Origin of the sequence: Streptomyces sp. NPDC051214 (genome assembly GCF_040682375.1) — a bacterium.
Lineage (GTDB): Bacteria > Actinomycetota > Actinomycetes > Streptomycetales > Streptomycetaceae > Streptomyces.
In genome coordinates this window covers 422,690-443,863 of sequence record NZ_JBFBAT010000006.1, presented here as the reverse complement: position 1 = coordinate 443,863, position 21,174 = coordinate 422,690, and the positions used below count along the sequence as shown (strand labels likewise).

At 70.5% G+C, this 21,174-nt stretch carries 19 protein-coding genes; 1 reads left to right on the top strand and 18 read right to left on the bottom strand.

Features of this window, described 5'->3' with window-relative positions:
* Positions 1-357: 357 nt before the first annotated feature.
* The 14 genes from AB0M70_RS18670 to pyrR form a co-directional block, all read right to left on the bottom strand.
* Positions 358-2,511: a primosomal protein N' gene (locus tag AB0M70_RS18670; RefSeq protein ID WP_365821045.1), complete on the bottom strand. Its 2,154-nt coding sequence runs from the start codon at positions 2,509-2,511 to the stop codon at positions 358-360.
* A 122-nt stretch (positions 2,512-2,633) separates the two neighbouring features.
* Positions 2,634-3,842, bottom strand: a complete 1,209-nt coding sequence (gene metK, locus AB0M70_RS18665) for a methionine adenosyltransferase (protein ID WP_365821044.1) — start codon at positions 3,840-3,842, stop codon at positions 2,634-2,636.
* A gap of 335 nt (positions 3,843-4,177) precedes the next feature.
* Positions 4,178-5,407, bottom strand: a complete 1,230-nt coding sequence (gene coaBC / locus AB0M70_RS18660) for a bifunctional phosphopantothenoylcysteine decarboxylase/phosphopantothenate--cysteine ligase CoaBC (RefSeq protein WP_365821043.1) — start codon at positions 5,405-5,407, stop codon at positions 4,178-4,180.
* A 119-nt stretch (positions 5,408-5,526) separates the two neighbouring features.
* Positions 5,527-5,799: a DNA-directed RNA polymerase subunit omega gene (gene rpoZ, locus AB0M70_RS18655; RefSeq protein WP_005319902.1), complete on the bottom strand. Its 273-nt coding sequence runs from the start codon at positions 5,797-5,799 to the stop codon at positions 5,527-5,529.
* Between the two features lie 74 nt (positions 5,800-5,873).
* Complete coding sequence (gene gmk / locus AB0M70_RS18650; protein WP_365821042.1) at positions 5,874-6,467, bottom strand: guanylate kinase; 594 nt, start codon at positions 6,465-6,467, stop codon at positions 5,874-5,876.
* 38 nt (positions 6,468-6,505) lie between these two features.
* Complete coding sequence (locus tag AB0M70_RS18645; RefSeq protein ID WP_005319887.1) at positions 6,506-6,829, bottom strand: integration host factor; 324 nt, start codon at positions 6,827-6,829, stop codon at positions 6,506-6,508.
* A 306-nt stretch (positions 6,830-7,135) separates the two neighbouring features.
* Complete coding sequence (pyrF, locus tag AB0M70_RS18640; RefSeq protein WP_365821041.1) at positions 7,136-7,981, bottom strand: orotidine-5'-phosphate decarboxylase; 846 nt, start codon at positions 7,979-7,981, stop codon at positions 7,136-7,138.
* Complete coding sequence (locus tag AB0M70_RS18635) at positions 7,978-9,084, bottom strand: quinone-dependent dihydroorotate dehydrogenase (RefSeq protein WP_365821040.1); 1,107 nt, start codon at positions 9,082-9,084, stop codon at positions 7,978-7,980. Before AB0M70_RS18635 ends, pyrF begins: the two co-directional genes overlap by 4 nt.
* A gap of 74 nt (positions 9,085-9,158) precedes the next feature.
* On the bottom strand, positions 9,159-12,467 hold the full coding sequence (gene carB, locus AB0M70_RS18630) for a carbamoyl-phosphate synthase large subunit (protein WP_365821039.1): 3,309 nt from the start codon (positions 12,465-12,467) through the stop codon (positions 9,159-9,161).
* Positions 12,460-13,596: a glutamine-hydrolyzing carbamoyl-phosphate synthase small subunit gene (gene carA, locus AB0M70_RS18625; RefSeq protein WP_365821038.1), complete on the bottom strand. Its 1,137-nt coding sequence runs from the start codon at positions 13,594-13,596 to the stop codon at positions 12,460-12,462. The genes carB and carA overlap by 8 nt, the downstream gene beginning before the upstream one ends.
* Positions 13,593-14,165, bottom strand: a complete 573-nt coding sequence (locus tag AB0M70_RS18620) for a hypothetical protein (RefSeq protein WP_365821037.1) — start codon at positions 14,163-14,165, stop codon at positions 13,593-13,595. The genes carA and AB0M70_RS18620 overlap by 4 nt, the downstream gene beginning before the upstream one ends.
* Positions 14,162-15,448 (bottom strand): dihydroorotase, encoded by a 1,287-nt coding sequence (locus tag AB0M70_RS18615; protein WP_365821036.1) that lies wholly within the window; start codon positions 15,446-15,448, stop codon positions 14,162-14,164. Before AB0M70_RS18615 ends, AB0M70_RS18620 begins: the two co-directional genes overlap by 4 nt.
* Positions 15,449-15,451: 3 nt before the next feature.
* Positions 15,452-16,438: an aspartate carbamoyltransferase catalytic subunit gene (locus AB0M70_RS18610; protein WP_365821035.1), complete on the bottom strand. Its 987-nt coding sequence runs from the start codon at positions 16,436-16,438 to the stop codon at positions 15,452-15,454.
* A gap of 81 nt (positions 16,439-16,519) precedes the next feature.
* Entirely contained in the window at positions 16,520-17,092 is a 573-nt protein-coding gene (gene pyrR, locus AB0M70_RS18605; protein ID WP_365821034.1) for a bifunctional pyr operon transcriptional regulator/uracil phosphoribosyltransferase PyrR, read from the bottom strand.
* Positions 17,093-17,290: 198 nt separating this feature from the next.
* Here pyrR and bldD point away from each other — a divergent pair, with 198 nt between their 5' ends.
* A complete protein-coding gene (gene bldD / locus AB0M70_RS18600; protein ID WP_249591133.1) occupies positions 17,291-17,791 on the top strand; it encodes a transcriptional regulator BldD in 501 nt (166 codons plus the stop codon).
* Between the two features lie 188 nt (positions 17,792-17,979).
* On the opposite strand, the gene nusB is transcribed toward bldD, so the two are convergent.
* The 4 genes from nusB to AB0M70_RS18580 form a co-directional block, all read right to left on the bottom strand.
* Positions 17,980-18,414, bottom strand: a complete 435-nt coding sequence (gene nusB / locus AB0M70_RS18595) for a transcription antitermination factor NusB (RefSeq protein WP_365821033.1) — start codon at positions 18,412-18,414, stop codon at positions 17,980-17,982.
* A gap of 2 nt (positions 18,415-18,416) precedes the next feature.
* Positions 18,417-18,983 carry an elongation factor P gene (efp, locus tag AB0M70_RS18590; RefSeq protein ID WP_365821032.1) on the bottom strand — a complete coding sequence of 189 codons (567 nt, stop codon included), beginning with the start codon at positions 18,981-18,983 and terminating at the stop codon, positions 18,417-18,419.
* A gap of 61 nt (positions 18,984-19,044) precedes the next feature.
* Entirely contained in the window at positions 19,045-20,151 is a 1,107-nt protein-coding gene (locus tag AB0M70_RS18585; protein ID WP_365821031.1) for a M24 family metallopeptidase, read from the bottom strand.
* Between the two features lie 58 nt (positions 20,152-20,209).
* Complete coding sequence (locus tag AB0M70_RS18580) at positions 20,210-21,142, bottom strand: Pro-rich N-terminal domain-containing protein (protein ID WP_365821030.1); 933 nt, start codon at positions 21,140-21,142, stop codon at positions 20,210-20,212.
* Positions 21,143-21,174: the final 32 nt, after the last annotated feature.

Genomic DNA, 21,174 nt, shown 5'->3' with positions numbered 1-21,174 from the left:
CCGGCACCCCCCGGCGAGGACAGCCGCCGCCGTCGTTCTCCACTGAGGCCAGGCATCACCGCGCCGCCCGCGTTGCGGGCAGACGCCACCGCCCAGCCGCCGTTGTGGGCAGGCGTCACGACCCGCCGCCGTTGTGGGCAGGCGTTCCGCAGGGCGATTGGGGTCTCCCCTGGTCGAGCGAAGCCGAGAGCTTGGGGAAGGGTGGGCACAACACCGAAGCCGCCGCGCACTGGGAAACGAGACGGCAGGTCCAACCCGGGCAGCCCCGCGTAGCGAAAGCCCCGCGCAGCGGAAAGCCCTCCGCCCAGGCAGAGCGGCCCCCCGGCGGGAAGCCGGGAGAGAGACCGGGCGAGAGCCCTAGCCGATGTCCAGCGGGTCCACCCGGATCCGCACCAACTCCCCGGCCCCAGCCCCCCGCGCCATCCGCGCGGCCTGAGCAGTCTTCAGCGAAGCGGCAAGCGCCGCCCCGCTCCCCGGCGGTACCCGAACAAGCACCCGCTCCCACCGCTCCCCGACCGGCGCCGCCCCGGCCCGTCGCGCGGGCCCCAGCCCCGCGTACGGCACGGGCACGGGCCCCAACACCGCCGCGTCCGAAGGGAGTTCGGCCGCGGCGAGGAACCCGGAGAGCGCCTCCGGAGTCCCCGCGACCGACGCCATCCGCGACACGGGCGGAAACCCCAGCTCGGCCCGCTCGGAAAGCTCCCGCACCGCATGCCCCACGGGATCCCACCGCACCAGGGCCTGCACAGGCCGCAACGTCGGCTCGGCGACGACCACCACGGTGCCGCCGACCCCCTGGGGCCGCACCAGCGCGGAGGCCGCGATCCAGCGCCGCAGCGCGTCCTCCCCGGCCCGCAGATCGGGCCGGCCCAGCATGGCCCAGCCGTCAAGCAGCAGGGCAGCGGCGTAACCGCCCTCGGCGACGGGCTCGGCGCCCGGCGTACTCACCACCAACGCAGGCGTACCCGCCACGGTGTCAAGAACCTGCTCACGCCCCGACGTCCGCACCGGCACGGCCGGAAACGCCCGCCCCAACTCCTCCGCCGTACGCCGCGCACCGACCACCTGCGCCCGCAGCCGGAAACTCCCGCACTCCCCGCAGTGCCAGGCGCCTTCCTCCACCCCGCACCAGCCGCACCACAGCCCGCCGCCGTCCTGCGCCTCCAGCGGCCCCGCGCAGTGCCGGCACCGCGCGGGCACCCGGCACCTCTCGCAGGCGAGCCGGGGCACGTACCCGCGACGGGGCACCTGGACCAGCACGGGCCCGTGCTTGAGACCTTCCCGTACGACGTTCCAGGCCAGCGTCGGAAGTCGCGCGGCCCGCGCCGCCTCGTCCCGGGCGAGGTCGCCGTCCCCCACGGTCCGTACGAGCGGGGCGGCCCCCCGCACCTGCTCCCGATCGGCGACCAGCGGCGCCGCCCACCCGCTCTCCACGAGCTGCGCGGCCTCCACCGTGCAGCTCCAACTCCCGAGCAGGAAACCGCACTTGTCGCGCGTGGCCCGCAGTTCGAGCACCTCACGCACATGCGGGAAGGGGGCGTTGTCGTCGCTGTGACTGGCATCGCCGTCGTCCCAGATCACGACGAGCCCGAGATCGCGCACCGGGGCGAACATGGCCGCGCGCGTACCCACCACGGCCCGCACGGCGCCACGCCGCACGGAGAGCCACTCCCGGTAGCGCCGCTCCTGCCCCACGTCAGCGGTGAGCAGCGCATGCTGTCCCGCCCCCATCAGCTGGGTCAGCGCCGCGTCGACCCGTGCCGCGGGCCGCCCGGCAGGCACGACGACCAGGGCCCCGCGCCCCGAAGCAAGTGTCGCCTGCACGGCACGGGCGATCTCCTCGGCCCACTCCGGCCCGGGAAGCGCGGTCCACACGGCCCGAGGCGCACCTCCGGAGGCCAGCGCCCCGAGGAACTCCGCCCCATGCCCATACCGCCGCCAGGTCCCCGCCTCCGGCGCGGAGGGAGCCGGCGGAGCCTCCCCCGCCTCCCGCGCCTCGGCCCGCGCGTGCCGAGGCGGAACCGCCAGCTGCAGCACATCGGCGAGGCTCCCCGCATACCGATCGGCCACGGCACGCGCCAACCCGAGCAACTCACCATCCAGCACAGGCTCGGGCGAAACCACCTGGGCCAGCGCGGCCAGGGGCCCGGAGTAGTCGGTCTCGGCCACCCGCTCGACGAGAAACCCGTCGATCAGGCCCCCGCCCTCACGCCGTCCCCCGCGCACGTTCCGCGCCCCGGCCCCGAACCGCACCCGGACCCGCACCCCGGGCTGAGCCTGCTCGTCCAGCTCCTCCGGCACCGCGTAGTCGAAGTACCGGTCAAGATGCAGCACGCCCTTGTCGACCAACACCCGGGCCACCGGCAGACTCTTCGCCAACGCGGCCCCCCGCCACGTCCGCGGCTTGGCCCGCGGCACCTCGGCCTTGCGCACCGCTTCCCGAATGAGCGCAAGCTGCTCCGGAGGCTCGGCCCCGCCGCCCCCCTCAGACTTCCGATTCGCGCTGCTCACAGCAGCATTCCTACCAGACCCCACTGACACGGCCACGAGCCCGATGCCGGCCACGGCACGACGAAGCCCGGCACCCCACCAGGGGCGCCGGGCTTCGTCAGAACTGGTCGGGCCAGGGAGCCTTAGAGCCCCGCAGCCTTCCGCAACGCGTCCACGCGGTCCGTGCGTTCCCACGTGAAGTCGGGGATCGCGCGGCCGAAGTGGCCGTACGCGGCGGTCTGGGCGTAGATCGGGCGCAGCAGGTCCAGGTCGCGGATGATCGCGGCCGGGCGCAGGTCGAAGACCTCGGAGATGGCGGCCTCGATCTTGTCGGTGTCGACCGTGGCCGTGCCGAAGGTCTCCACGAACAGGCCCACCGGCTCGGCCTTGCCGATCGCGTACGCGACCTGGACCTCGCAGCGGGCGGCGAGGCCGGCCGCGACGACGTTCTTGGCGACCCAGCGCATCGCGTAGGCGGCCGAGCGGTCGACCTTGGACGGGTCCTTGCCGGAGAAGGCGCCGCCGCCGTGGCGGGCCATGCCGCCGTACGTGTCGATGATGATCTTGCGGCCGGTGAGGCCGGCGTCGCCCATCGGGCCGCCGATCTCGAAGCGTCCGGTCGGGTTGACCAGGAGGCGGTAGCCCTCGGTGTCCAGCTTGATGCCGTCGTCGAGGAGGGCCTTCAGCTCGGCCTCGACCACGAACTCGCGGATGTCGGGGGCCAGGAGCGAGTCCAGGTCGATGTCCGACGCGTGCTGCGAGGAGACCACGACGGTGTCGAGGCGGACGGCCTTGTCGCCGTCGTACTCGATGGTGACCTGGGTCTTGCCGTCGGGGCGCAGGTACGGGATGGTCCCGTTCTTGCGGACCTCGGACAGGCGGCGCGAGAGACGGTGCGCGAGGTGGATCGGGAGCGGCATCAGCTCCGGCGTCTCGTCGCAGGCGTAGCCGAACATCAGGCCCTGGTCGCCGGCGCCCTGCTTGTCGAGCTCGTCCTCGTCGCCCTCGACACGCTTCTCGTACGCCGTGTCGACGCCCTGGGCGATGTCGGGGGACTGCGAGCCGATGGACACCGAGACGCCACAGGAGGCGCCGTCGAAGCCCTTCTTCGAGGAGTCGTAACCGATCTCGAGGATCTTGTCGCGCACCAGCTGCGCGATCGGCGCGTACGCCTTGGTCGTCACCTCGCCGGCCACGTGCACCAGGCCGGTGGTGATCAACGTCTCCACGGCGACCCGGGATTTCGGGTCCTCGCGCAGGAGGGCGTCGAGAATGGTGTCGCTGATCTGGTCAGCGATCTTGTCGGGGTGACCCTCGGTCACAGACTCCGAGGTGAAGAGACGGCGGGACACATCGCTCCCTGTGGTTGCAGCGGCTGCTGGCTGATCATTGGTGGACGGCCGGGAGCTGCGCCCGGCGTCGTCCGAGACCAGTTTATCGGTCGCACTCGGCCGCCGGACCACGTGTCTCGCCACTTGGGAGCGCTGTGACCTGCGGCACTGCATTGTGCGGTACGACGATCCTTCTCCACCAGAGGGCCTCACGCCCGAATTTCCCGGGTTTGAGGCGTCCAGTGGGGCGATTGTGACATTTGAAGCGTGGATTCCGCCCCTGTTCTGCTGTGGTTTCGGCAGGGGTTTCTTCTGGGGGGCACCCCTATTGGGTGTCGCCCCCATTGGGGTCGCCCCTATTTTTTCGGGAATTCCTCGGCGGGCGCCGTCAGGCGTTCCGCGACGAGATCCCAGACCGTGTCCGCGAGCGCTTCCTTGGGGCCGTGAGGAACCGGGGTCTCGCTGCCGTCCGCGCCGAGCACGACCGCCTCGTTCTCCTCGGAACCGAAGGTCTTGCGCTCGCCCACCTCGTTCACGACGAGCAGGTCACAGCCCTTGCGCTCCAGCTTGGCGCGGCCGTTGGCGAGCACGTCGTCCGTTTCGGCGGCGAACCCGACGACGATCTGGCCGGGGCGCGCCCGCTCCCCCGCGAGCTCGGCGAGGATGTCGGGGTTGCGGACCAGGGCGATGGGGGGCTGCTCCTGGCCGTCCCTCTTCTTGATCTTCCCGGTCGCGTACGTCTCGGGCCGGAAATCGGCCACGGCCGCCGCCATCACCACGGCGTCGGCGTCCGCCGAGGCCTTCAGCATCGCCTCGCGGAGCTGGATCGCGGTACCCACGGGCACGAGGTCGACGCCCGCAGGCTCCGGCAGCGCCGGGTTCGCCGACACGAGCGTGACGCGGGCGCCCCGGGCCGCGGCACTGCGGGCCAGCGCGTACCCCTGCTTGCCGGAGGAACGGTTGCCCAGGAAGCGGACCGGGTCGAGCGGCTCACGCGTCCCGCCCGCGCTGACGACGACGTGCCGCCCCGCGAGATCCTGCCCGAGGTCGCCGCGCGCCAGGACACGGCGTACGACCTCGAAGAGCTCCACCGGGTCGGGGAAGCGTCCCTTGCCCGTGTCCACGCCCGTGAGACGGCCGACGGCGGGCTCGACGACGAGGGCACCGCGACGGCGCAGCGTGGCGACGTTCTCCTGCGTGGCCGGGTGCTCCCACATCTCCGTGTGCATGGCGGGCGCGAAGATCACCGGACAGCGGGCGGTGAGGAGCGTGTTCGTAAGGAGGTCGTCGGCGAGGCCGTGGGCGGCCTTGGCCATCATGTCGGCCGTGGCGGGGGCGACGATCACGACGTCGGCCGACTGGCCGATCCGCACGTGCGGCACCTCGTGGACGGAGTCCCACACCTCGGTCGAGACCGGGTTGCCGGACAGCGCCGACCAGGTCGCCTCGCCCACGAAATGCAGCGCCGACGCGGTCGGCACGACGCGTACGTCATGGCCCGACTCGGTCAGCCGCCGCAGCAGCTCACAGGCCTTGTACGCGGCGATCCCGCCGCTGACCCCCAGTACGACCTTGGGCTTGCCCACCGTGCCTCCCCGCACTTGTGATCCCCGCATCCGGGGACGTACGACTCCATGACACACCACAGGCCCGGCAGTCGCGCTGCCGAGCCTGTGGTGAAGAACTGCAAGAAAAGAAGCGGAGACTACTGGGCCGGGCCCTCGATGGCCTCGGACGTCAGCAGGCCCGCGTTGATCTCGCGGAGCGCGATGGAGAGCGGCTTCTCGTGGACGTGGGTGTCCACCAGCGGGCCGACGTACTCCAGCAGGCCCTCACCGAGCTGCGAGTAGTACGCGTTGATCTGGCGCGCGCGCTTGGCGGCGTAGATCACGAGGCTGTACTTCGAGTCGGTTGCCTCGAGGAGCTCATCAATCGGCGGGTTGATGATGCCCTCGGGCGCAGTGATGGAAGAGGACACTCTCTGCCTTCCGATGGGGATTGTCCCTCGAATGGAAATTGAGGGCCAGTCCGGGTTACTGAGGATGAAGAAGATCAAACAACTTTCATCAAGGCTAGCAGCTCACGCGCTACATCCTCGACGGAGGTATTGACCAGGGTGGTGTCGAACTCGGCCTCGGCGGCGAGTTCGATCTTCGCCGCACCGAGCCTGCGCTCGATGACCTCGGGCGCCTCGGTCCCCCGGCCGGTGAGCCTGCGGACCAGTTCCTCCCAGCTCGGCGGAGCGAGGAAGACCAGTTGCGCCTCGGACATCGACTCGCGGACCAGACGTGCGCCCTGCAGATCGATCTCCAGGAGGACGGGCTCGCCCGCCTCCAGGCGCCGCAGGACGGCGGCCCGCGGCGTGCCGTAGCGGTTGCCCGCGAACTCGGCCCACTCCAGGAGCTCGCCGTTGGCGATCAGCTTGTCCATCTCGTCGTCGGAGACGAAGAAGTAGTGGACACCGTCCTTCTCGCCGGGGCGCGGCTTCCGGGTGGTGGCCGAGACCGAGAGCCAGACCTCGGGGTGTTCCTTGCGCATATGAGCGACGACCGTGCTCTTGCCGACCCCGGAGGGGCCGGAGAGCACGGTCAGCCGCGGACGTACGTCCGGGGGCACGGGGGTCGTCCCCCGGGATGTTGCAGCCATGCAGCGATTATCCAGGTTCTCAGGAGTGCCTGAGAACGTCAGGCAGCGCCACCACCGAACTCACGCTCCAAGGAGGCGATCTGGTTGGAGCCGAGACCGCGCACACGGCGGCTCTCGGAGATGCCAAGACGCTCCATGATCTGCTTGGCGCGGACCTTGCCCACGCCCGGCAGGGACTCCAGGAGAGCGGAGACCTTCATCTTGCCGATGACATCGTTCTCCTGACCCTGCTTGATGACCTCATGAAGAGAGGCGCCGGAGTGCTTGAGTCGATTCTTGACCTCGGCCCGCTCCCGGCGAGCCGCGGCGGCCTTTTCGAGCGCGGCTGCGCGCTGTTCAGGGGTAAGGGGCGGAAGAGCCACGCCTACGTCACCTCGGATGTCGAACTGTCGGATACGGACCGGTGAGGAACCTAGTCGCCCCACACCTGGTGAGCAACGTGCAACGCGCTTGCCCGTTCGCTCTCGTCGGAGACTAGCGGGCATGGCCGCCAGAGTCAGCGAGAACAGACGAAAAGTCCTGGTCAGCCTCTGTCGAGGTGTGCATTTCGGGCATTTCACCCCGGATTTGGCCCCGGGAGTCATCAGCGAAACGTGGGGACGTGGCCGGACACGACCTTCGAAGACGGAAAAACACCCTCGGCGGACCTCAGAAGACATCGGAAGACCTCAGGCCGAGGCGACGGCCTCACGGATCTCGTCCGCGAAGCGGCTCGCGGCGACGCGCAGACCCGCCACGTCGGGACCGTGACGCAGGACACCCCGGCTCACGCTCGGCACGACGTTGCGCACGGCGTCCCCGAAGACCCCCGGCAGGTCCGCCGGGGTGGCTCCCTGCGCCCCGATGCCGGGGGCGAGCAGCGGGCCGTTGATCGCGAGGTCGTACGAGGACAGGTCCCCGAGCGTGGCCCCGACGACGGCGCCGAAGGACCCCAGGGGCCGCGCACCGGCGTTGTCGGCCGCCAGGTGCCCGAGGATCGTCGCGCCGATCGTGCGGCCGTCCTCGCGCACCGCGTGCTGCACCTCGGCGCCCTCGGGGTTGGAGGTGAGGGCGAGGACGAAGAGCCCGGTGCCGTTCTCGCGCGCGAGGTCGACGGCCGGCTGCAGCGAGCCGTAGCCGAGGTACGGGGAGACCGTGAGGGCGTCGGAGAACAGCGGCGAGTCCTTGTGCAGGAAGGTCTCGGCGTACGCGGCCATGGTCGAGCCGATGTCGCCGCGCTTGGCGTCCATGACCACCAGGGCGCCGGCCGCGCGCAGCTCCTGGACCGCCTTCTCCAGGACGGCGATGCCGCGCGAGCCGAAGCGCTCGAAGAACGCGCTCTGCGGCTTGAAGACCGCCACCGTGCCGGCCAGCGCGTCGACGACGGTCCCGGTGAACTTCTCCAGGCCCGTGACGTCGTCGTTCAGGCCCCAGGCGGACAGCAGGGAGGCGTGCGGGTCGATGCCGACGCAGAGCGGCCCACGCTCGTCCATGGCGTGGCGAAGGCGGCTGCCGAAGGGTTCGAGGGCACTCATGCGGTCTTCCTTACGTCGGCGCCGACAGCCTCGGCGAGGGTGGCGTACGAGCTCGCCCGAAGGCGTGCGGCGAGCCCCTTGTGGATGGCGCGGCCCCAGAAGGGCCCCTCGTAGATGAACGCGCTGTAGCCCTGCACCAGGGTGGCTCCCGCGAGGATGCGCTGCCAGGCGTCCTCGGCGTTCTCGATGCCGCCGACGCCCACGAGCGTGATGCGGTCGCCCACGCGCGCGTAGAGGCGGCGCAGGACCTCCAGGGAGCGCTCCTTGAGGGGCGCGCCCGACAGACCGCCGGTCTCTCCGTAGAGCGAAGGTTCGGACTGCAAACCGAGGCCCTCGCGCGCGATGGTCGTGTTCGTGGCGATGATGCCGTCCAGGCCGAGCTCGACGGCCAGGTCGGCGACCGCGTCGACGTCCTCGTCCGCCAGGTCGGGGGCGATCTTCACCAGGAGCGGCACGCGGCGTCCGGTGACGCTGCGGTCGGCTGCCTCGCGTACGGCGGTCAGGAGCGGCCGCAGCGACTCGGTGGCCTGGAGGTTGCGCAGGCCGGGGGTGTTCGGGGACGACACGTTCACCACGAGGTAGTCGGCGTGGACGGCGAGGCGCTCGGTCGACTTCACGTAGTCGGCGGCGGCCTCATCCTCGGGGACGACCTTGGTCTTGCCGATGTTGACGCCCACGACCGTCCTGAAGACGGCCTTGCGGGCCCCCAGGCGCTCGGCCACGGCCGCCGAGCCCTCGTTGTTGAAGCCCATGCGGTTGATCAGCGCACGGTCCTGCACGAGGCGGAACAGGCGCTTCTTGGGGTTGCCGGGCTGCGGCTCCCCCGTGACGGTGCCGATCTCGATGTGGTCGAAGCCCAGCATCGACATGCCGTCGATCGCGACGGCGTTCTTGTCGAAGCCCGCGGCGAGACCGAAGGGGCCGTGCATCCGCAGGCCCAGGGCCTCGGTGCGCAGCTCCTTGTGACGCGGCGCGAGCACGGCGGCGATGAACGTGCGAAGGACGGGGACGCGGGCCGCAAGGCGGATCCAGCGGAAGGCCAGGTAGTGGGCCTGCTCGGGGTCCATACGCTTGAAGACGAGGTCGAAGAAGAATTTGTACATGTGGGTGTCCTCAGGGGTCCTCAGGTGTGCTCACCAGAAGGGGGACACCGGATCGGTGTCCCCCTGGTGGGCTGCTAGTCGCGGGCCGCGGTCAGATGCTCCGCGTGTTCCTGGAGTGAACGGACGCCCACGTCCCCGCCGTTGAGCGCGTCGATGCCCTGGACGGCGGCGGCGAGCGCCTGGACCGTCGTCAGGCACGGCACGGAGCGGGACACGGCCGCCGTACGGATGTCGTAGCCGTCGAGGCGGCCACCGGTGCCGTACGGGGTGTTGACGATGAGGTCGACCGCGCCGTCGTGGATCAGCTGGACGATTGTCTTCTCGCCGTTCGGGCCCTCGCCCTCGCTCTGCTTGCGCACGATCGTGGCGTTGATGCCGTTGCGCTTGAGCACCTCGGCCGTGCCGGACGTGGCGAGCAACTCGAAGCCGTGCGCGACCAGTTCACGCGCCGGGAAGATCATCGAGCGCTTGTCGCGGTTGGCCACCGAGATGAAGGCGCGGCCCTTGGTCGGCAGCGGGCCGTACGCGCCGGCCTGCGACTTCGCGTAGGCCGTGCCGAACACCGTGTCGATGCCCATGACCTCGCCGGTGGAGCGCATCTCCGGGCCGAGGACGGTGTCGACGCCGCGCCCGTGGATGTCGCGGAAGCGGCTCCACGGCATGACGGCTTCCTTCACGGAGATCGGCGCGTCCATCGGCAGCGTGCCGCCGTCACCGGTCGCCGGGAGCATGCCCTCGGCGCGCAGCTCGGCGACGGTCGCGCCGAGCGAGATGCGCGCGGCGGCCTTGGCCAGCGGCACCGCGGTCGCCTTCGAGGTGAAGGGGACGGTGCGCGAGGCGCGCGGATTGGCCTCGAGGACGTAGAGGATGTCCCCGGCCATCGCGAACTGGATGTTGATGAGGCCGCGGACGCCGACACCCTTGGCGATGCCCTCCGTGGAGGCGCGAAGCCGCTTGATGTCGTGGCCGCCGAGGGTGATCGGGGGCAGCGCGCACGCGGAGTCACCGGAGTGGATGCCGGCTTCCTCGATGTGCTCCATGACGCCGCCGAGGTAGAGCTCCTCGCCGTCGTAGAGCGCGTCCACGTCGATCTCGATCGCGTCGTCGAGGAAGCGGTCGACGAGCACCGGCCGCGAGGGGCTGATCTCGGTCGACTCCTCGATGTACGCGGAGAGGCGGGTCTCGTCGTACACGATCTCCATGCCGCGGCCGCCGAGCACGTACGACGGGCGTACGAGGACGGGGTAGCCGATCTCGTCGGCGATGGCCTTGGCCTCGGCGAAGGTGGTCGCGGTGCCGTGCTTGGGCGCGGGGAGACCGGCCTCGGCGAGCACGCGGCCGAAGGCGCCGCGGTCCTCGGCGGCGTGGATGGCCTCGGGCGAGGTGCCCACGACCGGCACGCCGTTGTCCTTGAGCGCCTGCGCGAGGCCCAGCGGGGTCTGGCCGCCGAGCTGGACGATGACGCCCGCGATCGGGCCAGCCTGCGCCTCGACGTTGACGATCTCAAGCACGTCTTCGAGCGTCAGCGGCTCGAAGTAGAGACGGTCGGAGGTGTCGTAGTCCGTCGAGACGGTCTCGGGGTTGCAGTTGACCATCACGGTCTCGTAGCCCGCGTCGCTCAGCGCGAAGGAGGCGTGGACGCAGGAGTAGTCGAACTCGATGCCCTGGCCGATGCGGTTGGGGCCCGAGCCCAGGATGATGACCGCGGGCTTCTCGCGCCGGGCGACCTCGTTCTCCTCGTCGTACGAGGAGTAGAAGTACGGCGTCTTCGCGGCGAACTCGGCGGCGCAGGTGTCGACCGTCTTGTAGACCGGGCGGACACCGAGCGCGTGGCGCACCTCCCGGACGACGTCCTCGCGCAGGCCGCGGATCTCAGCGATCTGGTGGTCGGAGAAGCCGTGGCGCTTGGCCTCGGCGAGCAGGTCGGCGTCCAGGCGCTCCGCGGCGGCGAGCTCGTCCGCGATCTCCTTGATCAGGAAGAGCTGGTCGACGAACCACGGGTCGATCTTCGTGGACTCGAAGACCTCCTCGGGCGTCGCGCCCGCGCGGATGGCCTGCATGACGGAGTTGATGCGCCCGTCGGTCGGCCGGACGGCCTCTTCCAGAAGAAGAGCCTTGTCGCCGGGCTCGCCCACGAAGGTGAACTGCGAGCCCTTCTTCTCCAGGGAGCGCAGCGCCTTCTGCAGCGCCTCTGTGAAGTTGCGGCCGATCGCCATGGCCTCGCCGACCGACTTCATGGTGGTCGTCAGGGTCGAGTCCGCCGAGGGGAACTTCTCGAAGGCGAAACGCGGGGCCTTGACCACCACGTAGTCGAGCGTCGGCTCGAAGGAGGCCGGGGTCTTCTCGGTGATGTCGTTCGGGATCTCGTCCAGCGTGTAGCCGACGGCCAGCTTCGCCGCGATCTTCGCGATCGGGAATCCGGTGGCCTTCGACGCGAGCGCCGATGACCGCGAGACACGCGGGTTCATCTCGATGACGATGACCCGGCCGTCCGTCGGGTCGATGGCGAACTGGATGTTGCAGCCGCCGGTGTCGACGCCGACCTCGCGGATGATCGCGATGCCGACGTCCCGCAGGGTCTGGTACTCGCGGTCGGTCAGCGTCATCGCCGGGGCGACGGTGATCGAGTCGCCGGTGTGCACGCCCATCGGGTCGAAGTTCTCGATGGAGCAGACGACCACGACGTTGTCGTTCTTGTCGCGCATCAGTTCCAGCTCGTACTCCTTCCAGCCGAGGATGGACTCCTCCAGGAGCACCTCGGTGGTCGGCGAGAGCGTGAGGCCCTGTCCGGCGATGCGGCGCAGCTCCTCCTCGTCGTGCGCGAAGCCGGAACCGGCGCCGCCCATCGTGAAGGAGGGGCGCACGACCACGGGGTAGCCGCCGAGCTCGTCGACGCCCTTGAGGACGTCGTCCATGGAGTGGCAGATGTACGAGCGGGCGGACTCGCCGTGCCCGATCTTCTTGTTGACCTCTTCGACGACGCCCTTGAAGAGGTCGCGGTCCTCGCCCTTGTTGATGGCCTCGACGTTGGCGCCGATGAGCTCGACGCCGTACTTCTCCAGGACGCCCTGCTCGTGCATGGAGATCGCGGTGTTGAGCGCGGTCTGGCCACCGAGGGTGGGCAGGAGCGCGTCGGGGCGCTCCTTGGCGATGATCTTCTCGACGAACTCGGGGGTGATCGGCTCGACGTAGGTCGCGTCGGCGATCTCCGGGTCGGTCATGATCGTCGCCGGGTTCGAGTTCACCAGGATGACGCGCAGGCCCTCGGCCTTGAGCACGCGGCAGGCCTGGGTGCCGGAGTAGTCGAACTCCGCTGCCTGGCCGATGACGATCGGGCCGGAGCCGATGACCAGGACGGACTGGATATCGGTGCGCTTAGGCACGCTGGCCCTCCATGAGCGATACGAAGCGGTCGAACAGGTAGGCGGCGTCGTGCGGACCGGCCGCCGCCTCGGGGTGGTACTGAACGCTGAACGCGGGCTGGTCGAGGAGCTGCAGCCCCTCCACCACCTGGTCGTTCAGGCACACGTGAGAGACCTCGGCGCGGCCGTAGGGCGTGTCGGAGACCTTGTCGAGGGGCGCGTCGACGGCGAAGCCGTGGTTGTGCGCGGTGACCTCGACCTTGCCGGTCGTGCGGTCCTGCACGGGCTGGTTGATGCCGCGGTGGCCGTACTTCAGCTTGTACGTGCCGAAGCCGAGCGCCCGGCCGAGGATCTGGTTGCCGAAGCAGATGCCGAAGAGCGGGGTCTTGCGCTCCAGGACGCCCTTGACCACGGTCAGGTCGACGGTGGAGGGGTCGCCGGGGCCGTTCGACAGGAAGAAGCCGTCCGGGTTGACCGCGTAGACGTCCTCCAGCGTCGCGGTGGCGGGAAGGACGTGCACCTCGATGCCGCGCTCGGCCATGCGGTGCGGGGTCATGCCCTTGATGCCGAGGTCGAGCGCGGCCACGGTGAACTTCTTCTCACCGATGGCCGGGACGACGTACGACTCGGTGGTGGCGACCTCGGAGGAGAGGCTGGCGCCCACCATCTGGGGGGCCTCCTTGACGCGGGCGAGCAGGGCCGCGTCGTCCGCGACCGCCTCCCCGGAGAAAATGCCGACGCGCATGGCGCCGCTCTCACGCAGGTGGCGGGTGAGGGCGCGGGTGTCGATGCCGGAGATGCCGACGACGCCCTGGGCGGTGAGCTGCTCGTCCAGCGAGCGCTTGGAGCGCCAGTTGGAGGGCACGCGCGCGGGGTCGCGCACGACGTAGCCGGAGACCCAGATGCGGGCGGACTCGTCGTCCTCGTCGTTCACGCCCGTGTTGCCGACGTGCGGGGCCGTCATGACGACGACCTGGCGGTGGTACGAGGGGTCGGTGAGGGTCTCCTGGTAACCGGTCATGCCGGTGGAGAACACCGCTTCGCCGAAGGTCTCCCCCACGGCCCCGTAGGCGCGGCCGCGGAAGATGCGGCCGTCCTCCAGGACGAGTACGGCGGGAGTCTTCGAGGCTCCCCTTGTGGAGGTCGTCATCGTGCGGTGCCTTCCGTAGTGCTGGTCTTGTTGATCATGTTGTTGATGGCCTCGACCCACTGGGCCTGCTCGGCCGCGTGGTCCGAGCGGAAGCCCGAGTCGATGAGCTTCTCGCCGTGTTCCCAGGTGACGATCAGCAGACCGCCCTCCGCGAGGACCTTTCCGGCGATGCCCTTGTCGAGGCGGGCCTCGCGCAGCTGCGCGGCCGGGACGAAGAAGTCGGCCGCGCCGGGGCGTACGACGTCCAGGCCCGCGTCGGTGAGCGTGAGCTCGACGCGGCTGCGGGTGCCCAGGCCGTGCGCCACGATGCGGTCGAGCCACTGTCCCGCCGTGGTCGAGCCGTGGTAGCGGCCGCTCAGCTCAAGTCTGGCCGGACCCGGCTCGGACGGCGCGGCGGGGAGCTCCGGCAGGTCGCCCTGGAGCGTGCCGCGCCACTTCCAGCCCTCGCGCATCAGCCAGTAGACGAGCGCGATGAAGAGCAGGAGCCCGACGACCCAGCCCGCACGGGCGGCCCAGTCGGTCACCTCCGCCGATTCCTTCTCGGCGGCCAGTTCCAGAAGAGATGTCACGCGAGCTTCCCGTCGACGACCGTGGCGCGGCCCCGCAGCCACGTGTGCGTCACGCGACCGGGCAGCTCACGGCCCTCGTAGGGGGTGTTGCCGCTGCGCGAGCTGAAGCCCGCCGGGTCCACGACTCCACGGTAAGCCGGATCGAGGAGCGTGAGGTTCGCGGGCTCACCTGCCGAGACGGGGCGTCCGTGGCCTGTGGCCCGCCCGATCTCGGCGGGCTTGACGGACATCCGGTCGGCGACGGCGGCCCAGGTGAGCAGGCCCGTCTCGACCATCGTCTGCTGGACGACGGAGAGCGCGGTCTCCAGGCCGACCATGCCCATGGCGGCCGCGGCCCACTCGCAGTCCTTGTCCTCGTGCGGGTGCGGGGCGTGGTCGGTGGCGACGATGTCGATGGTGCCGTCGGCCAGGGCCTCGCGCAGCGCCATGACGTCGCGCTCGGTGCGCAGCGGCGGGTTGACCTTGTAGACCGGGTTGTACGAGCGGACCATCTCGTCGGTCAGGAGCAGGTGGTGCGGGGTGACCTCGGCGGTCACGTCGATGCCGCGCGACTTGGCCCAGCGGACGATCTCGACCGAGCCGGCGGTCGACAGGTGGCAGATGTGCACCCGCGAGCCCACGTGCTCGGCGAGCAGCACGTCACGCGCGATGATCGACTCCTCGGCGACGGCGGGCCAGCCGCCGAGGCCCAGCTCGGCGGAGACGACGCCCTCGTTCATCTGGGCGCCCTCGGTGAGCCGCGGCTCCTGCGCGTGCTGGGCGACGACACCGCCGAAGGCCTTCACGTACTCCAGGGCGCGGCGCATGATCACGGCGTCGTCGACGCACTTGCCGTCGTCGGAGAAGACGGTGACGCCGGCCGCGGACTCGTGCATGGCGCCGAGCTCGGCGAGCTTCTTGCCCTCGAGGCCGACGGTGACGGCGCCGATCGGCTGGACGTCGGCGTAACCGCCCTCCTGGCCGAGGCGGTAGACCTGCTCGACGACACCGGCGGTGTCGGCGACGGGGAAGGTGTTGGCCATGGCGAACACGGCGGTGTAGCCACCGGAGGCGGCGGCCTGCGTGCCGGTCAGGACGGTCTCGCTGTCCTCGCGGCCGGGCTCGCGCAGGTGGGTGTGCAGGTCGACGAGGCCGGGCAGCAGGATCTGGCCCTCGGCCTCGACGACGGTGGCGTCGCCCGCCTCGATGCCGGAGCCGACCTCGACGATCGTTCCGCCGTCGATCAGGACGTCCTGGGCGTCGCCGCCGAGCACCTTCGCACCACGGATCAGGGTCTTGCTCATGTCTTACTTCTCCTCGGAACCGGTGGGGCGGGTGTGGGTGACGGCGGGTTCGTTGCCGCCCAGGAGCAGGTAGAGGACGGCCATCCGGGTGTGGACGCCGTTGGCGACCTGCTCGATGACCGTGCAGCGGTCGGAGTCGGCGACCTCGGCGGTGATCTCCATGCCGCGGACCATCGGGCCGGGGTGCATCACGATGGCGTGCTCGGGCATCTTCGCCATGCGCTCGCCGTCCAGGCCGTAGCGACGCGAGTACTCGCGCTCGGTCGGGAAGAACGCGGCGTTCATGCGCTCGCGCTGCACGCGCAGCATCATCACCGCGTCGGACTTCGGGAGCACCCGGTCCAGGTCGTACGACACGTCGCAGGGCCAGTTGTCCACGCCGACGGGGACGAGCGTGGGCGGAGCGACCAGGGTGACCTCGGCGCCCAGGGTGTGCAGCAGGTCGACGTTCGAGCGCGCGACCCGGCTGTGCAGGACGTCGCCGACGAGCGTGATGCGCTTGCCGGCCAGGTCCTTGCCGAGGCCCGCGTCGCGGCCGACGAGGCGGCGGCGCATGGTGAAGGCGTCGAGCAGCGCCTGGGTGGGGTGCTGGTGGGTGCCGTCGCCCGCGTTGATCACCGGGGCGTCGATCCAGCCGGAGGTGGCGAGGCGGTAGGGGGCGCCGGACGCGCCGTGCCGGATGACGACGGCGTCGACGCCCATCGCCTCCAGGGTCTGGGCGGTGTCCTTGAGGGACTCGCCCTTGGAGACGCTGGAGCCCTTGGCGGCGAAGTTGATGACGTCGGCGGAGAGGCGCTTCTCGGCGGCCTCGAAGGAGATCCGGGTCCGGGTCGAGTCCTCGAAGAACAGGTTGCAGATCGTGCGGCCGCGCAGGGCGGGAAGCTTCTTGATCGGCCGGTCGGCGACCCGGGCCATCTCCTCGGCGGTGTCGAGGATGAGAACGGCGTCGTCGCGGGTGAGGTCGGCGGCCGAGATGAGGTGTCGCATCATCTGGGTTTACTCCGTCATGGGGAGGTGTGCGGGCATGCGGGCGCGCAGGGGTGTGCCCCGGGTCCCGCAGGAAAGCCGGTCCTACGCGGAAGCGGGCTTGGCACCGAGCAGCACGGCGTCGCGGCCGTCCTCCTCGGCGAGCTGGACCTTGACCGTCTCCCGCAGCGACGTGGGGAGGTTCTTGCCGACGTAATCGGCGCGGATCGGGAGTTCGCGGTGGCCGCGGTCGACGAGGACGGCGAGCTGCACCGCGCGCGGGCGCCCGATGTCGTTCAGACCGTCGAGGGCGGCGCGGATGGTGCGACCGGAGAAGAGCACGTCGTCGACGAGGACGACGAGGCGGCCGTCGATGCCGTCACCGGGAATCTCGGTGCGGGCCAGTGCGCGCGGCGGATGCATGCGCAGATCGTCGCGGTACATCGTGATGTCGAGTGAGCCAACCGGGATACTGCGTCCGGTGATTTCTTCGAGCTTGTCGGCGAGTCGCCGCGCGAGGAAGACGCCGCGTGTGGGAATGCCGAGCAGCACCACGTCTTCGGCGCCTTTGGCGCGCTCGACGATCTCGTGCGCGATACGGGTCAACACCCGTGCGATGTCCGGGCCTTCGAGCACGGGCCGGGCGACATCGGGTTCATTCGTGTCGTGCGAGTCCATATGAAACGGACCTCCTTCTCCGCCTCACGGGACGGACCTTAAAGGACGTCGAAATTGCGCCATCCACGGTACCAGCACCGGAAACGTCCCCGGTCACGACCCCCCTCGGAAGTGCCGGTACGGACCATTCGGCTTGACGCACCCAAGTAACGCTGCGTAACCTCACAGTGAGTTACCGTTCTTCGTCCGGGGAGCTATATGTCCAGCGAATACGCCAAACAGCTCGGGGCCAAACTCCGCGCCATCCGTACCCAGCAGGGCCTTTCCCTCCACGGTGTCGAGGAAAAGTCCCAGGGACGCTGGAAGGCGGTCGTGGTCGGTTCGTACGAACGCGGCGATCGCGCCGTGACCGTACAGCGCCTTGCCGAGCTGGCGGACTTCTACGGCGTCCCGGTCCAGGAGCTGCTGCCCGGAACCGCTCCCGGCGGCGCGGCCGAGCCGCCGCCGAAGCTCGTGCTCGATCTGGAGCGCCTCGCGCACGTCCCGCAGGAGAAGGCGGGCCCCCTCCAGCGGTATGCCGCCACGATCCAGTCGCAGCGCGGTGACTACAACGGCAAGGTGCTCTCGATCCGTCAGGACGACCTGCGCACCCTCGCCGTGATCTATGACCAGTCGCCCTCGGTTCTCACCGAGCAGCTGATCAGCTGGGGCGTCCTGGACGCGGACGCGCGCCGCGCCGTCGCTCACGACGACGTCTGATCCCTCAAGGGACACTTGAGCAGAAACGTACCGCCGGGGTGGCCGGAACCGATCGGGTTCCGGCCACCCCGGCGTTTTACGTGGGCCTTGAGACCTTCCGAGGGTCACGGTGGCCCCAGGAGCCCCGGGACATGCCAGAGGGCCCGCAGCAGTGCGCTGCGGGCCCTCTGAGCGGCGTTCGGCCTCGGCTACGCCTCGTCGCGGCGCAGACTCGGCTTCAGGTCCTTGAAGCGGCCGAGCAGGCCGTTCACGAAGGACGGCGAATCGTCCGTGGAGAACTCCTTGGCGAGCTGCACGCACTCGTCGAGCACCACGGCGTCCGGGGTCGCGTCGACCCAGATCAGCTCGTAGGCACCAAGGCGCAGGATGTTGCGGTCCACGACCGGCATCCTGTCCAGGGTCCACCCGACGGCGTACTGCGAGATCAGCTCGTCGATGTGGCGCGCGTGCTCCGCGTACCCCTCGACCAGTTCCATCGTGAACTCGCTGACCGGCGGCTGCCGTGTGTCAGCCTGCGAGTGGCGCACCCAGTCCGCGAGGACCGTCACCACGTCCGCGCCACGCTGGTCGGCCTCGAAGAGGATCTGGAAGGCGCGCTTGCGGGCCGTATTACGAGCAGCCACGGTTAGCTGTTCACCCGGCCGAGGTAGCCGCTGTCACGGGTGTCGACCTTGATCTTCTCGCCGGTGGTGATGAAGAGCGGCACCTGGATCTGGTGGCCGGTCTCCAGCGTCGCGGGCTTGGTGCCGCCGGTGGAGCGGTCGCCCTGGACACCGGGCTCGGTCTCCTGGATGACCAGCTCGACGGCGGCCGGCAGCTCGACGTAGAGGACTTCGCCCTCGTGCTGCGCGACGGAGGCCGTGAAGCCCTCGATCAGGAAGTTGGCGGCGTCACCGACGGACTTGCGGTCGACGTGCAGCTGGTCGTACGTCTCCATGTCCATGAAGACGAAGTAGTCGCCGTCCATGTAGGAGAACTGCATGTCGCGCTTGTCGATCGTCGCCGTGTCGACCTTCACGCCGGCGTTGAAGGTCTTGTCGACGACCTTGCCCGACATCACGTTCTTGAGCTTGGTGCGCACGAAGGCGGGGCCCTTGCCGGGCTTGACGTGCTGGAACTCGACGACGGACCAGAGCTGGCCCCCGTCGAGCTTGAGCACCAGGCCGTTCTTGAGGTCGTTCGTGGAAGCCACGGTTGCGGAATCTCCTGGACTGACGTGGACGACCCCGGCGCACGCGCACAGCTCGAAAAAGCTAGAGCGCGAGCAGCTCCTTGGTCGTGATGGTGAGTAGCTCGGGTCCGCCGTCCGCCTCGGGGCGCACGACGAGCGTGTCATCGATCCGGACACCACCCCGTCCCGGGAGGTGAACCCCCGGTTCGACGGTGACCGGCACGCAGGCGTCCAGTTTACCCATGGCTGCGGGCGCCAACTGCGGGTCCTCGTCGATTTCGAGCCCCAGCCCATGTCCCATCAACGGAGCGAGGCCGTCCGCATACCCGGCGGAGTCCAGCACATGACGTGCCGCACGGTCGATGTCGCGGTAGGCGGCGCCCGGTACGAGAGCCTCCCTGCCCGCCCGCTGAGCGGCGAAGACGAGGTCGTACAACTCGATCTGCCAGTCCGCGGGAGACGTACCGATGACGAACGTACGCCCGATCTCACAACGATAACCGCGATAGCCGGCGCCCAGGCACACGGAGAGGAAATCTCCCTCCTCCACCCGGCGGTCGGTCGGCCGGTGCCCGCCCCGGCCCGCGTTCGGCCCGGTGGCGACGGAGGTCGGGAAGGCGGGTCCGTCGGCGCCGTGATCGACGAGGCGGCGCTCGAGCTCCAGGGCGAGATGGCGTTCCGTACGCCCCACGAGAATCGATTCGAGCAGCTCACCGAGCGCCTGATCGGCGATCTCGGCGCCGATCCGCAGGCAGGAGATCTCCTCCTCGTCCTTGACGAGCCGCAGCTGCTCGACCGCTCCCCCGAGGTCCGTGAGACGCAGCCGCGGCGCGACGGACCCCAGCGCGCGATGCCGGGCGACCGTGAGGTCGTGCTCCTCGACGGCGAGTGAGTCGGCGCCCTGCCCGGCCGCGAGACCGGCTCCCGCGACGGCGGGGTCGCCACCGGCCGCGTCGAGCAGCTGGACGCGCAGCGCCTCGTCGGGCCGCCCCTCACTCTGCTCGTCACCGGGCGGCCCCGAGCACAGCAGCAGATCCTCGCTGCTGCCCAGCAGGAGCACGGCACCCTGTGGCGCCGCCCCCGCGAGATACCGCACGTTGGCGGGGCGGGACACCAGCGCCGACGCGCTGCCGCCCGCGGCACAACGCTCCCTCAGCCGCTCTCGGCGGGCCGCGTACACCTCAGACATGGGACGAGCCTATGAGCGGGGGCTCGGGTCGGCCGGTCGAGCGCGTCCGACCGAGCGGCTACCACTGCGGCGGGCTCGCGATGGAGCGGGCGAGGACGTCGTCGAGGACCCGGGCGGTGGCGGGCACGTCCAGCTGGGAGTTGTCGATGATGGGCAGGCCCGAGCCGTACCAGCCGGCCATGCGGCCGTGGATGCGGGCCACTTCCTCGTCCGTCAGACGGCGGTTGCCGCTGCGCTCGGCATTGCGCTCCAGGACGATCTCGAGGCCCGGCAGCAGGACCACCGGAAGCAGACCGGGGCCCACGTGGCGCTTCCAGCCGCCGAGGCCGACGACCGGGCGGTCGGGGAAGACCGCGTCGTCGAGGATGCAGGAGATGCCGTTGGCCAGGAAGTTCCGTGCGGCGAAACCGCAGGTGCGGCGGGCCAGGCGGTACTGCGCCTCGGAGTGGTCGTTCCACCCCGACTGGGGGTCCGCGAAGCCCGAGCGCACCCATTCGCGTACGTCGTCCAGGCTGATGTGGGCGGTCGGCACCCTGCGGTGCTCCGCCCAGTACTTGGCCACGCTCGTCTTGCCCGCGCCGGCGGGGCCGATCAGGAGGACGGCCAGCGTGGTGCCGCCGGTGTCCGCCTGGGCCGTGCCGGGCGGGGGGCTCGGCATGGCGACGGGGCCGCCCGGCGGGAGCTGGATGTGGCCGGTGGTGTCCGGGGTCGGGGGCACGGGGGCACCCGGGATGTGGCCGTGCTGCGGGGGGCCGGGCGCCACGTGCTGGGGCGCCGGGGCGTGCGGGTGCGGGGCCGGTCCCGGTGGATGGGGGGCCGTGCCCTGCGGGTGCGGTGCGCCGGCGAATCCCGGCGCGGGAGGCGGTGGGCCGCCCGGCGCTCCGCCCGGCGGCGGACCGCTCGGGTGATGTGCGGCCGGGGACCAGCCGGTGGCCGGTCCGTGCCCCGGCTGATGGGGCGGCGGCAGCGGAGACCCCACTGCGTGCTGCATCCGGTGCCACTCCGTCTCGTGCGACTGACGCT

Bases quoted from the DNA above. Each gene is read 5' to 3' on its own strand.
- gmk (WP_365821042.1), bottom strand. From the start codon at position 6,467: ATGGCTGCAACATCCCGGGGGACGACCCCCGTGCCCCCGGACGTACGT.
- pyrF (WP_365821041.1), bottom strand. From the start codon at position 7,981: ATGAGTGCCCTCGAACCCTTCGGCAGCCGCCTTCGCCACGCCATGGAC.
- AB0M70_RS18635 (WP_365821040.1), bottom strand. From the start codon at position 9,084: ATGTACAAATTCTTCTTCGACCTCGTCTTCAAGCGTATGGACCCCGAG.
- carA (WP_365821038.1), bottom strand. From the start codon at position 13,596: ATGACGACCTCCACAAGGGGAGCCTCGAAGACTCCCGCCGTACTCGTC.
- AB0M70_RS18615 (WP_365821036.1), bottom strand. From the start codon at position 15,448: ATGAGCAAGACCCTGATCCGTGGTGCGAAGGTGCTCGGCGGCGACGCC.
- AB0M70_RS18610 (WP_365821035.1), bottom strand. From the start codon at position 16,438: ATGATGCGACACCTCATCTCGGCCGCCGACCTCACCCGCGACGACGCC.
- pyrR (WP_365821034.1), bottom strand. From the start codon at position 17,092: ATGGACTCGCACGACACGAATGAACCCGATGTCGCCCGGCCCGTGCTC.
- bldD (WP_249591133.1), top strand. From the start codon at position 17,291: ATGTCCAGCGAATACGCCAAACAGCTCGGGGCCAAACTCCGCGCCATC.
- AB0M70_RS18585 (WP_365821031.1), bottom strand. From the start codon at position 20,151: ATGTCTGAGGTGTACGCGGCCCGCCGAGAGCGGCTGAGGGAGCGTTGT.
- AB0M70_RS18580 (WP_365821030.1), bottom strand. From the start codon at position 21,142: ATGCAGCACGCAGTGGGGTCTCCGCTGCCGCCGCCCCATCAGCCGGGG.